Genomic DNA, 11,359 nt, shown 5'->3' with positions numbered 1-11,359 from the left:
GGGTTCGGTGCTGTGCCCGAGCCCCTGCGCCTCCCCTGAGCGGGCGGAGGTCAGTTGCCGTAGAGACGGTCGGCCTTGGAGTGCGGGCCGACCGTCACCGCCACTGCGGAGAGTGTCGGCGAAGTAGGCCGCGACCGCAGCGACCTGGAGGCCCTCGGGCGCGGTGCGCAGGCCGTCGTGAAGGTCACGTGCCTCCAGGTCGCCCGACTCCTCGTGCGGAGTACGGGTGCCGGGGTCGAGCCAGCGGACGGTGGCCGTGGCGAGGTGGCCCTCGGCGCCGGGCTCGGTGCGTACGGCGTACAGGGCGGTGACGGTGTGGCCGGGGCCGACCTCGCCGCCGTCGACGCGGTCGTCGCGGAAGTCCTCGTCGGCGACGCGGCGGTTGTCGTAGCCGACGAGGTGGAACTCCTCGACCGTCTCGGGGTCGAAGGCGACCTGTGCCTTGGCGTCGCGGGCGGTGAGGTCGACGTTGCGCGGGAGCTGCTCGGAGAAGACCTTGCGGGCCTCGTCGGAGCCGGACACGTAGACGGTGTGGCCGTCGCCCTTGTCGGCGAGCCTCTCCATGAGGGCGTCGCCGTAGTCGCTGCCGACGCCGACGCCGAAGAGGGTGATGCCGTGCTCGCGGCGCTCGCCGGAGATGCGCTCCAGGATGCTGTCCGCGTCGGTGTCGCCGGTGTTGGCGAGGGCGTCGGAGATGAGGACGACCCGGTTGGTGGCGCCCTCGCGCAGGCCTTCGACGGCCGTCTCGTAGCCGGTCTCGACGCCGGCGCCGAGGTTGGTGGAGTCCTGGGTGTTCAGGTCGGAGACGGCGTCCTGGATCTCGCCGCGGTTGCCGTCGAGGCGGGTCATCGGCAGAACGGTCTCGGCCTCGTCACTGAAGGTGACGAGCGCGACCGAGTCGTCGTCGCGCAGCCGGTCCGTCATCACGGAGAGGGACTTCCGGGCGAGGTCGAGGCGGCCCGGTTCGGCCATGGAGCCCGAGACGTCGATGACGAAGGTGAGGGCGGCGGGCGGGCGTTCACCGGTGCGCTCGGTGGTGCGGGTGGCGAGGCCGACGCGGACCAGGGACCAGTTCTCGTCGTCGGTGCGGGCGCCGTCGACGGTGACCGAGAAGCCGTCGCCGTCGGGGCGGTCGTAGTCCTGGCGGAAGCTGTTGACGAACTCCTCGGGGCGGACCGTCGACGGGTCGGGCAGCCGGCCGTCGGCGAGGGCGCGGCGGGCGTAGTCGTAGGAGGCGGTGTCGACGTCGAGGGCGAAGGTGGAGAGGTGGCGGCCGGGGTCCTCCCGGCGGCGTTCGTCGGCGTCCTGGCCCTCGGCGGGGGCGGGCTGGCCCGCGCTGTAGTCGTGGCGGTCGGCTGCCCTGCCGGCCTTGCCGGTGTCGGCGCCCCCGCTGCACGCCGTGAGCAGCAGGCCGCTCGCCGCCGTGAGCGCGAGCAGCGCTGTTCGTGTGCGGAACCGTTCCATCGTCCGTACCCCCTGCATCCGTTGGCGTCGGCTTCTTGCGACTGTGACGGCGCTGGGAGCCGGAACGTGCGGTACGGGGTGTTGCGGAAGCGTCTCGAAGCGGCCACGGGGACCGGCCTTCGAGACCGGTGGGTGATCCTCCGTTGACCTAGGAGACGACGTCCTTGCGGGCGAAACCGCGGAAGGCCAGGGCGAACAGCACCAGCGCGTACGTTACGGAGATCGACGTGCCCTGGATCATGTCCGACCACTCCGGCTGGGGCCGGACGGCGCCGAGCCAGGCGTACTGCCAGTGCGCGGGCAGGAAGTGACGCCAGTCGCCGAGGGCGGTCACCTCGTCGAGGACGCTGCCGATGATGGTGAGGAACACCGCGCCGCCGACCGCGCCGAGCGGGGCGTCCGTCCGGGTCGACAGCCAGAACGCGAGGGCGGCGGTGACCAGTTGGGACACCATGATGTACGCGACGACGATCAGGATGCGCTGGGCCGCCGTGCCGGTGGACAGACTGCCGCCGGTGGGGAGTTCGAGCGGTCCCCAGCCGTAGGCGGCCGTCCCCACGGCGAGGGCGACGACCGGGAGCAGGACCATCGCCGCCAGGCTCAGGGTGAGTCCGACGGCGAGCTTGGACCACAGCAGCCGGGCGCGGGGCACGGGGGCCGCGAGCAGGTAGCGCAGGGAGGACCAGCTCGCCTCCGAGGCGACCGTGTCGCCGCAGAACAGCGCGACGGGGATGACGAGCAGGAAGCCGGCCGCGGAGAAGAGGTTGACCGCGGCGAAGTTGGCACCGGACGCGGTCGCCGTGTCCATGAGGTTCAGGCGGTTGTTGTTGCCGCCCGGGTCGCCGCCGACCTGGAAGGCGATGAGCAGGATGACCGGCAGGGCGACCAGGACTCCGGCCATGACCTGGGTGCGGCGCCGCTTCAGCTGCCGGACCAGCTCGACGCGGAAGGGCAGGGTGCGGCCCGCGCGGTAGCCGTCGGCGACCTCGACGGGCGGCTCGGCGAGCGTGCTCATGCTTCGGCTCCGATCAGGGTGAGGAAGGCGTCCTCCAGGCGGCGGTGGGGGCCGACCGACCGCACCGGCACGTCCAGCCGTACGAGGTCGGCGACCAGGCGCTGTGGGGTGCCGTCGGCGTCGAGCTGGACGAGCAGGCCCTCGTCGGCGCGCACGGCCGAGGCGACGCCCGGCAGCGCGGCGACCTTCTCCACGACGGGCTCGTCCACGGGCGTGGCCGTGCCGACGAGGAGGGTGTCGCCCGAGCCGACGATGTCCGCGACCGGGCCCGCCTGGACGAGCTGTCCGTGGTCCATCACGACCAGGTGGGTGCAGGTCTGCTCGACCTCCGCGAGAAGGTGGCTGGAGACGATGACCGTGCGGCCGGCGGCGGCGTAACGGATCATCACCTCGCGCATCTCGCGGATCTGGGGCGGGTCGAGGCCGTTGGTCGGTTCGTCGAGGATGAGCAGGTCCGGCAGGCCGAGCATGGCCTGGGCGATGGCGAGGCGCTGGCGCATGCCCTGGGAGTAGGTGCGCACCGCGCGGGCGAGGGCGTCACCCAGGCCCGCGATCTCCAGGGCCTCCTCCAGGTGCGCGTCCTCGGGCGGGCGGCCCGTGGCGCGCCAGTACAGCTCCAGGTTCTCGCGGCCGGACAGGTGGGGCAGGAAACCCGCGCCCTCGACGAAGGCGCCGACCCGGGAGAGGACCGGGGCACCCGCGCTGATGGCATGGCCGAAGACGCGGATCTCGCCGCCGTCAGGCCTGATCAGGCCCATCAGCATGCGCAGGGTGGTCGTCTTGCCCGCGCCGTTGGGGCCGAGCAGGCCCAGGACCTGGCCCTTCTCCACGCGGAAGGAGAGGTCCTTGACGGCGTACCGGTCGGAGGACTTCGCGTAGCGCTTGGTGAGGTCCGTGATCTGGAGGGGGACTTCGGCGAGCTCGGGGTCGGGCGGGGCGGGGGCCGCGGTGCGGCGGCGGCCCGTGATGATCAGCGCCGAGGCGATCACGGCGCCGGCGATCGGCATCCACCACACCCAGGCGGGCAGCCCGCGCTCGGTGTCACGCCCGCCGAGGGCCGACGGGACCTTCAGGTCGCCCTTGAGGGAGACGGTGTACGTCGCGGGGGAGACCGGGGAGGCGTAGCCGAGGTCCGTCGAGGCGAGGACCAGGCGCAGCCGGTGGCCGTCGTCGACCTCGTGGTCGATCGCCGGGAGGGTGATGGTGACGTCCTTGCCGGCCTTGGCGCCCTCGACCTTGAGGGGCGTGACGAGTTGGGAGGGCAGCACCTGCCGGGTGTCTCCGCCCGGGCCGACGTCGTAGAGCTTGGCGAAGAGCACGGCGTCGTCGGTGGTGGACTTGACGTGGACGGTGGCGGTGGGCGAGCCGGTGATCTGGACGTCCTCGCGCTGCGGCGCCGACTCGAACGCGGCGAACTGGCCGGGGAAGTCGAGGGAGACGCCGATGCCGAGCGTGGAGAGCCGGCTGAGGCCGCCGGCGTCGCCGAGGCCGGGCAGGGCGGAGATGCCGGGCGGGCCGGCGCCGGGCGGGTTGTCGAAGCTCTGCTCGCGGCCTGCCAGGGCGATGGAGCGCTGCTCGGCCTCCAGGCCGGGGTAGCGGCCCGAGGTCACGCCGGTCAGGCGGGGTTCGCCGTCGCCGGAGCCCGTGCCGAGGGTGCGGGTGACGCGGAAGGCGGGGCCGGTGTCGGCGCTCTTGTCGTCCTTCAGGTAGCGGTCGAACCAGGACGTCACGCGGCCTTCGACCCGGCCGGTCTCCATATCGCCGCCGTCGTGCCCGCCCGCTATCCAGTCGACGTCGACGGGGGCGCCGTTGGCACGGATCGCCTTCGCGGCCTGGTCGGCCTGGCCGAGCGGGAAGAGGGAGTCGGACTGGCCCTGCATCAGCAGGGTCGGCACCTTGATGTCCTTGCCGACGGCGGACGGCGACCGCTCCTCCAGGAGCTTGCGCGCCGCTGCGTCGGGCTTGCCCGACTCGGCGACCCGCTCGTACATCCGGCACAGCGCGGGCTCGAACTTCTCGCAGCCGCCGCCGGAGTTGACGAAGATGCCGGCCCAGAGCTTCTTGAACACGCCGTTCGGGAAGAGGGCGTCGGCGAGGTTCCAGTAGGTGATCGCCGGGGCGATGGCGTCGACGCGGTGGTCGTGGCCCGCGGCGAGCAGGGCGATCGCGCCGCCGTAGGAGGCGCCTGCCAGGCCGACGCGGGGGTCGCCCTTCTTGTCGACCGCGACCTGGGGCTGCTTCGCCAGCCAGTCGATGAGCTTCGAGACGTCGGCGACCTCGCCCTCGGGATCGTTGAGGCCGATCTTCCCGTTGGACTTGCCGAAGCCGCGGGCCGACCAGGTCAGCACGGCGTAGCCGTCCCGGGCGAGGTCCTCGGCCTGCTGCCGTACGTCCTTCTTGCTGCCGCCGAAGCCGTGTCCGAGCAGGACGGCGGGGCGGCGGCGGTCTCCTCCGGAGGTGAAGAAGGAGGTGTCGACGCGGATGCCGTCGCCGGTGGGCAGGGCCCGGTCCTCGCGGTGGACCGGAGGCACGTCGTCGTTCGCGACGGCGGTCCACGTGCCCGCACCCGCGAGGACGACGACGGCGGCCCCGGCGGCGAGGAGCCTCCGGGGCCTTCGAAGCAGCCCGTTCAGTCCGGGCAGTCGAAGATCCATGCGTCAACGGTACGGGGTGAAGCTGTCGAACTGTTGTCGACCGCGGGTCGAACCGGCGCCCCTCCCAGAGGAGTACGGGGCTCCTCGGCATACCGCGTCCGCAGTATGCCGACCAGGGACACTCCGCCGCCTCGGGATTCCTTTGTTCTTGGCTCGGTGGGCAGGGCACCGAGCCCACATCGCTTTTACATGCGAACAAATCCCGAGAGGAGAATGGAGCACAATCGGAATCTCAAATTCCGAGAAAGTATTTGCCATGTGACGCCCATCACATGGGTAAAGCATTGATCAAACCGAGTCGACTCTTCGTACCGAACTGGCCTCGGCGTGTGTCGCGGCGAACGTGGACCCCGCCGACCCCGCCCGCAACCTCGACTCGGACGACTGGCCGTGGAAGACGGCCCTCGAACTGAGCCGTCCGCCGTGCCGCCGACGGCCGGCCGGATGTCACCGCACACTGCAGGAGGTCCCTCACCATGGCCTCCCGGACCGCACGCCCGTCGGCGTCCGGGAAAGCCAGCCGGTGCAGCTTCGCGCCGTGCAGCAGGGCCACCAGGCACGCCGTACGCTCGTCCGGCGCCGCTCCTCGAAGGACGACCTCGTCGAGCCGCCGCCGCACCGCCGCCTCCGCCGAACCGTCCGCCTCGGGATAGCGGCGCACGGAGAAGAGGCCGAGCACCTTCTTCTTCTCCTCCCGGACCAGACCCTTCTCGATCAGGCCCCGGTTCGCCCAGGCCGCCGCGTCCGTCTTCAGCCGGGTGATCCAGTCCCTGGTCCTGCCCGGCTTGTCCCGGCCGGCGATGTCGGCGAGTGCCGTGTCCAGGGCGGGTTCGCCCAGCGGCGTGGCGTCGACGACCGTCACCTTGTCGTCGGTCACATCGATCCGGCCGGCCAGCGCAGCTCCACCAGTAAGGCAGCGGAGATCGCCGGCGCCACCTTCGCCGTCTCCTTCGCCGCGCCGGACTCGTCGTCCAGGGAGAGGAGCAGGAGCTGCTCGCCCAGCGTCGTGGGGGTTTCCGTGGGGGGGTGCATCGGTGTGTGCATGTCCACAGTCTCCATGGGCGGGCGCTCGCCCATGGAGGAGTGGCCGGTAGCGGTCAGTGGTTGCGCGGGAAGCCCAGGTCCACGCCCGCGGGGGCGTCGGCCGGGTCGGGCCAGCGGGTGGTGACGACCTTGCCGCGGGTGTAGAAGTGCGTGCCGTCGTTGCCGTAGATGTGGTGGTCGCCGAAGAGCGAGTCCTTCCAGCCGCCGAAGGAGTGGTAGCCGACGGGGACCGGGATCGGGACGTTCACGCCGACCATGCCGGCCTCGACCTCCAGCTGGAAGCGGCGGGCCGCGCCGCCGTCCCGGGTGAAGATCGCGGTGCCGTTGCCGAACGGCGAGGCGTTGATGAGGTCCAGGGCCTCCTCGTAGGTCTCGGTGCGCAGCACGGTCAGCACCGGACCGAAGATCTCGTCCTGGTAGGCCTTGGCGGACGTGGGCACCCTGTCGAGCAGCGAGATGCCGATCCAGTGGCCGTTCTCGAAGCCGTCGACGGTGTGGCCGGTGCCGTCCAGGACGACCTCGCAGCCCTCGGCCGCCGCGCCCTCGACGTAGGAGGCGACCTTGTCGCGGTGGACCTTGGTGATGAGCGGGCCCATCTCGGAGGCCGGGTCGTCGCCCGGGCCGATCTTGATCTTCTCGGCGCGCTCGCGGATCTTCTCCACCAGTTCGTCGCCGATCGAGCCGACCGCGACGACCGCGGAGATGGCCATGCAGCGCTCGCCGGCGGAGCCGTAGGCGGCGGACAGGGCCTCAGGCGTCGGCGGACTCGGCCTCGGCGTCGTAGCGCTCGCGGGCGTCCCTGACCTCGTCGAAGTGGTTCTCCGCCCAGTCCTTCACGGCGGTCAGCAACAGGGCCAGGTTCTGGCCGAGGGGCGTGAGCGCGTAGTCGACGCGGACCGGGACGGACGGGGTGACGGTGCGGGTGAGCAGGCCGTCGCGTTCCAGGGAGCGCAGGGTCTGGGTGAGCATCTTGGGGCTGACGCCCGCGATCTTGCGGCCGAGGTCGCTGTAGCGCAGGGGGCCCGGGGCGAGGGCGGACACGACCAGGCTGACCCACTTGTCGCTGATGCGGTCCAGGAGCTGGTTGGTGGGGCAGCTCTTGAGGAACGCGTCGTACTCGATGCGGGCCTGCTCGCGCCGCTGGGCGGCCGTCAGGGTGGCCATGGCTCACCTCCGGGGTACATACGCACTCGCAGGTAACTACTTACTCCCGGATAGTAACTCTTCCTAGGGTTGTGTACAGGGGACGGAGATCGTCCCCGGGACCGACAATCCGAGGAGTGTCGCTGTGCGTGCTGTAGTGGTGAATTCGTTCGGTGGGCCGGAGGTCGTGGAGGTCGTGGAGACCGAGGTGCCGGAGCCCGGTGCGCGTGAGGTGCGGATCAAGGTGTCGGCGGCCTCGCTGAATCCCGTGGACGCGGGGGTGCGGGCCGGTGTCTTCGGGGGTGCGGGCAAGCGGATCGGGCTGGGCTGGGACGTCGCCGGGACCGTGGACGCGGTGGGAGTGGCCAGTTCGTGGAGCGTGGGGGACGAGGTGGTGGCCCTCGACCACGGCTTGGTCAAGCCGCTGGGCACCCACGCCGAGTACGTCGTCGTGGACACCGACGCGGCGGCCCTCGCGCCCACCACGGTGGACGCGGTCCGGGCGGCGGCCCTGCCGCTGAACGCGCTGACCGCCTCGCAGGCCCTGGACCGGCTGGAGCTCGCGCCGGGCGATTCGCTGCTGGTGACGGGTGCGGCGGGGGCGGTCGGCGGCTACGCGGTCCAGCTCGCCGCGCACCGGGGGATATCGGTGACCGGGCTGGCGCGCGAGGGCGACGAGGCGTTCGTGCGGTCCCTGGGGGCCGGGCGTTTCGTCGGTGCCGTCGTGGACCGGGACGTCGACGCGGTGCTGGACGCCGCCGTCCTCGGTGAGCCGGCCCTGGCCGGAGTGCGCGACGGGGGCCGGTACATCGGCGTCATCCCGCAGGCAGAGCCCGTCTCCGTCCGGGGGGTGCGGACCGGTGCGGTCGAGGTGAGCGCAGACGGGGCGCGGCTGGCGGAGCTGGTGCGGCTGGTGGACGAGGGGGTGCTGACGGCACGGGTGGCCGAGACGTTCGCCCTGGAGGACGCCGCGAAGGCGCACGCCCGGCTGGACGAGGGCGGTGTGCGGGGGCGGCTGGTGCTCGTGCCCTAGCGGGGTGCGGGTCCTCCTAGGGTCCGGCGCGTCCGGCCCGCGCCTCCGTCGCGTACGCCGTGGGGGACACCCCCACCGTCGCCGTGAAGTCCCGTATGAGGTGGGCCTGGTCGGCATAGCCGAGGTCGGCGGCGAGGGCGGCCCAGTCGATGTCGTCGCGGGTGCCGGCCTGTTCCAGGGCCTCGTGGATGCGGTAGCGGAGGATGACCCACTTGGGGCTCACCCCCACGCAGGTGGCGAACAGCCGTTGCAGGGCCCGCACCGACAGGCCCTCGGCGCGGGCGAAGTCACCGACGCGGCGCACGGTGCGGTCGGCGCGGATGTGCCGGACGAGATCGATCGCGAGGTCGGTCTGCGGGTCCGGGGCGTGGGGCAGGGAGAGCAGGAAGGTGTCCAGGGCGGCCACCCGGGCGCGGTCGTCGGCGGCGGTGACGACCGCGCGGGCGGTGTCGCCGGTGATCCGCGGGAACACCTCCCGGGCGGGCAGCGCGCGGCCCGTCCACCGGGAGACGGGCACCTCGGGGGTGTACGGGCGGAAGCCGCCGGGGCGGAACTTCGCCCCGCAGACGCGGCCCCGCCCGGCCAGCTTCCTGGTGTAGAGGCCCAGGGCGACGCCGGTGAGCTCGGCGTACGGCGGCCCTTCGGCCTCGTCCCACTGGAAGGTGAGGTTGACGGAGGGGTGCGGAACGATGTGGGAGGCGTAGGGCGCGGGCAGGTCCCAGTCGATGAGCCAGTACCACTCGACGTACCGGCGCAGGGGCTCGGCGGGCTCGTGGCGGCGGAATCGGACGCGGTCGAGCAGCCCGGACGGGTCGACGATCCCGCGGGTGTCGTGGCGGGGTGCCTCCATGGCCGGATCGTACGTCGCGTTTCTTCAAGAGGGGCAGACCCCGGCCTGCCTACGGTCGGGGCATGGACACGAACGCGGTGAGGATCCACGGCATCGGTGAGCTGCTGGCCCGGGCGAGGGAGCGGGCGGTGCCGGTGGTGCGGGGCATTTCGGACGCGGCGCTGGCCGCGCCCACGCCCTGCGCCGAGTACGACGTGCGGGCCCTGGTCGATCACCTCTTCCAGGTGATCGTGCAGTTCCAGCGGCTGGCCGCGAAGGAGGCGTCGGACTTCGGCGAGACGGCCGGGGTGGTCGGCGAGGACCCCGGGTGGCGTGAGCGGTTCGCGCGGGAGGCGGACCGGCTGGTGGCGGCCTGGTCCGCGTCCGGCGCAGAAGAGGGCACGACCGGCGGGATGGACATGCCGGCGCGGCTGGTCGGCTCGATGGCGCTGCTCGATCTGACGGTGCACGTGTGGGACCTGGCGCGGGCGACGGGCCAGGACTTCCCGGGTGCCGACGAGGCGGTCGTGGCGGAGCTGGCGGGCGCGGTGGAGGAGCTGGCCCCGACGGCCCGGAAGATGGGCATGTTCGGGGAGCCGGTGCCCGAGAGCGCGGACGCGTCGGCGTTCGAGCGGCTGCTGGCGCGGACCGGCAGGGACCCCCACTGGGAATAGCCCCACGTGGGCAGCCGTTCTCCAGGTATGGTTGAACCGTAAACAACCTGGAGGGTGAGCGACCATGCAGTTCGGGATCTTCAGCGTCGGCGACGTCACGCCCGACCCGACCACCGGCCGGACACCGACCGAGCGCGAGCGGATCAAGGCCATGGTCGCCATCGCGCTGAAGGCCGAGGAGATGGGGCTCGACGTCTTCGCGACCGGCGAGCACCACAACCCGCCCTTCGTGCCCTCGTCGCCGACCACGATGCTCGGCTACGTGGCGGCCCGCACCGAGCGGCTGATCCTCTCCACGGCCACGACCCTGATCACCACCAACGACCCGGTGAAGATCGCCGAGGACTTCGCGATGCTCCAGCACCTGGCCGACGGCCGGGTGGACCTCATGCTGGGCCGCGGGAACACCGGCCCGGTCTACCCCTGGTTCGGGCAGGACATCCGGCAGGGCATCAACCTGGCCGTCGAGAACTACGCCCTGCTCCACCGCCTGTGGCGCGAGGACGTCGTCGACTGGGAGGGGAAGTTCCGCACGCCCCTGCAGGGCTTCACGGCCACGCCCCGCCCGCTGGACGGCGTACCGCCCTTCGTCTGGCACGGCTCGATCCGCTCCCCGGAGATCGCCGAGCAGGCCGCGTACTACGGCGACGGCTTCTTCCACAACAACATCTTCTGGCCGGCCGACCACACCAAGCGCATGGTCGAGCTGTACCGGACGCGGTACGCCCACTACGGGCACGGCACCCCCGAGCAGGCGATCGTCGGGCTCGGCGGGCACGTCTTCATGCGGAAGAACTCCCAGGGCGCGGTGCGCGAGTTCCGGCCCTACTTCGACGTCGCGCCGGTGTACGGGCACGGGCCGTCGCTGGAGGACTTCACGGAGCAGACCCCGCTGACCGTCGGCTCCCCGCAGCAGGTCGTCGAGAAGACGCTGGCCTTCCGCGAGTACGCGGGCGACTACCAGCGCCAGCTGTTCCTGATCGACCACGCCGGGCTGCCGCTGAAGACCGTGCTGGAGCAGATCGACCTGCTGGGCGAGGAGGTCGTGCCGGTGCTGCGCAAGGAGTTCGCCGTGGACCGCCCGGCGGACGTCCCGGACGCCCCGACGCACGCGGCCCGGCTCGCCCACGACCGGCGGTGAGGGGACGGCAGGACCCGGCTCCCGGGTTGCCCGGCCCCTGGTGAGAGGGGAGTAAGAAGGACGCCCCGGCGCAGCGCATACGGCCTGGGGGGCCGGGCGGCTTGGCACACTGGACGCGTGCCCCACACCGTGCTGCTCGCTGAAGACGACCGCGCCATCCGCAACGCCCTGGAGCGTGCCCTGACCCTGGAGGGCTACCAGGTCATGGCGGTCGCCGACGGGGTCGAGGCGCTCGCGCAGGCCCACCGCAACCGTCCTGACGTACTCCTCCTGGACGTGATGATGCCCGGCATCGACGGGCTCCAGGTGTGCCGGGTGCTGCGCGCCGAGGGCGACCGCACGCCCGTGCTGATGCTGACGGC

Annotated in this window: 12 protein-coding genes; 4 read left to right on the top strand and 8 right to left on the bottom strand. The window is 72.2% G+C overall.

The window, feature by feature from the left end; translation table 11 throughout:
* From ABZ281_RS18540 to ABZ281_RS18510, 7 genes are all read right to left on the bottom strand, one after another.
* Positions 1-1,482: von Willebrand factor type A domain-containing protein (locus ABZ281_RS18540; protein ID WP_356656746.1), on the bottom strand; the 1,482-nt coding region annotated here is incomplete at its 3' end.
* A 130-nt stretch (positions 1,483-1,612) separates the two neighbouring features.
* Positions 1,613-2,479: an ABC transporter permease gene (locus tag ABZ281_RS18535; protein ID WP_356656744.1), complete on the bottom strand. Its 867-nt coding sequence runs from the start codon at positions 2,477-2,479 to the stop codon at positions 1,613-1,615.
* Positions 2,476-5,133, bottom strand: a complete 2,658-nt coding sequence (locus ABZ281_RS18530) for a CocE/NonD family hydrolase (protein ID WP_356656742.1) — start codon at positions 5,131-5,133, stop codon at positions 2,476-2,478. The genes ABZ281_RS18535 and ABZ281_RS18530 overlap by 4 nt, the downstream gene beginning before the upstream one ends.
* Positions 5,134-5,401: 268 nt before the next feature.
* The gene (locus ABZ281_RS18525) at positions 5,402-6,010 is read right to left on the bottom strand and encodes a GPP34 family phosphoprotein (protein WP_356656740.1); all 609 of its coding nucleotides are present in this window, start codon (positions 6,008-6,010) and stop codon (positions 5,402-5,404) included.
* Positions 6,007-6,177, bottom strand: a complete 171-nt coding sequence (locus ABZ281_RS18520; protein ID WP_356656738.1) for a hypothetical protein — start codon at positions 6,175-6,177, stop codon at positions 6,007-6,009. Before ABZ281_RS18520 ends, ABZ281_RS18525 begins: the two co-directional genes overlap by 4 nt.
* A 53-nt stretch (positions 6,178-6,230) precedes the next feature.
* A complete protein-coding gene (locus ABZ281_RS18515; RefSeq protein WP_356656736.1) occupies positions 6,231-6,887 on the bottom strand; it encodes an aldehyde dehydrogenase family protein in 657 nt (218 codons plus the stop codon).
* A 40-nt stretch (positions 6,888-6,927) separates the two neighbouring features.
* Positions 6,928-7,341, bottom strand: coding sequence for a helix-turn-helix domain-containing protein (locus tag ABZ281_RS18510; protein WP_356656734.1), 414 nt, complete (start codon positions 7,339-7,341; stop codon positions 6,928-6,930).
* A 124-nt stretch (positions 7,342-7,465) separates the two neighbouring features.
* Here ABZ281_RS18510 and ABZ281_RS18505 point away from each other — a divergent pair, with 124 nt between their 5' ends.
* Positions 7,466-8,353, top strand: coding sequence for an NADP-dependent oxidoreductase (locus tag ABZ281_RS18505; RefSeq protein ID WP_356656732.1), 888 nt, complete (start codon positions 7,466-7,468; stop codon positions 8,351-8,353).
* A gap of 16 nt (positions 8,354-8,369) precedes the next feature.
* Here ABZ281_RS18505 and ABZ281_RS18500 read toward each other — a convergent pair whose 3' ends face one another.
* The gene (locus ABZ281_RS18500; RefSeq protein WP_356656730.1) at positions 8,370-9,203 is read right to left on the bottom strand and encodes a helix-turn-helix domain-containing protein; all 834 of its coding nucleotides are present in this window, start codon (positions 9,201-9,203) and stop codon (positions 8,370-8,372) included.
* 62 nt (positions 9,204-9,265) lie between these two features.
* Between ABZ281_RS18500 and ABZ281_RS18495 the strand changes: the two genes are divergently transcribed.
* The 3 genes from ABZ281_RS18495 to ABZ281_RS18485 all read left to right on the top strand — a co-directional run.
* Positions 9,266-9,856, top strand: coding sequence for a TIGR03086 family metal-binding protein (locus ABZ281_RS18495; protein ID WP_356656728.1), 591 nt, complete (start codon positions 9,266-9,268; stop codon positions 9,854-9,856).
* A gap of 64 nt (positions 9,857-9,920) precedes the next feature.
* Positions 9,921-10,997, top strand: a complete 1,077-nt coding sequence (locus ABZ281_RS18490) for an LLM class flavin-dependent oxidoreductase (RefSeq protein WP_356656726.1) — start codon at positions 9,921-9,923, stop codon at positions 10,995-10,997.
* A gap of 117 nt (positions 10,998-11,114) precedes the next feature.
* Positions 11,115-11,359, top strand: a 245-nt coding sequence (locus tag ABZ281_RS18485) for a response regulator (RefSeq protein ID WP_356656724.1), incomplete at its 3' end; no start/stop codon positions are given.

Origin of the sequence: Streptomyces sp. NPDC006265, assembly GCF_040613555.1 — a bacterium.
GTDB lineage: Bacteria > Actinomycetota > Actinomycetes > Streptomycetales > Streptomycetaceae > Streptomyces.
This window is presented reverse-complemented; position numbering and strand designations above follow the sequence as displayed.

What these genes read in the sequence shown, in the direction of transcription:
- ABZ281_RS18520 (WP_356656738.1), bottom strand. Translation starts at nt 6,177, where the DNA reads ATGCACACACCGATGCACCCCCCCACGGAAACCCCCACGACGCTGGGC.
- ABZ281_RS18495 (WP_356656728.1), top strand. Translation starts at nt 9,266, where the DNA reads ATGGACACGAACGCGGTGAGGATCCACGGCATCGGTGAGCTGCTGGCC.
- ABZ281_RS18535 (WP_356656744.1), bottom strand. Translation starts at nt 2,479, where the DNA reads ATGAGCACGCTCGCCGAGCCGCCCGTCGAGGTCGCCGACGGCTACCGC.
- ABZ281_RS18510 (WP_356656734.1), bottom strand. Translation starts at nt 7,341, where the DNA reads ATGGCCACCCTGACGGCCGCCCAGCGGCGCGAGCAGGCCCGCATCGAG.
- ABZ281_RS18500 (WP_356656730.1), bottom strand. Translation starts at nt 9,203, where the DNA reads ATGGAGGCACCCCGCCACGACACCCGCGGGATCGTCGACCCGTCCGGG.
- ABZ281_RS18530 (WP_356656742.1), bottom strand. Translation starts at nt 5,133, where the DNA reads ATGGATCTTCGACTGCCCGGACTGAACGGGCTGCTTCGAAGGCCCCGG.
- ABZ281_RS18515 (WP_356656736.1), bottom strand. Translation starts at nt 6,887, where the DNA reads ATGGCCATCTCCGCGGTCGTCGCGGTCGGCTCGATCGGCGACGAACTG.
- ABZ281_RS18490 (WP_356656726.1), top strand. Translation starts at nt 9,921, where the DNA reads ATGCAGTTCGGGATCTTCAGCGTCGGCGACGTCACGCCCGACCCGACC.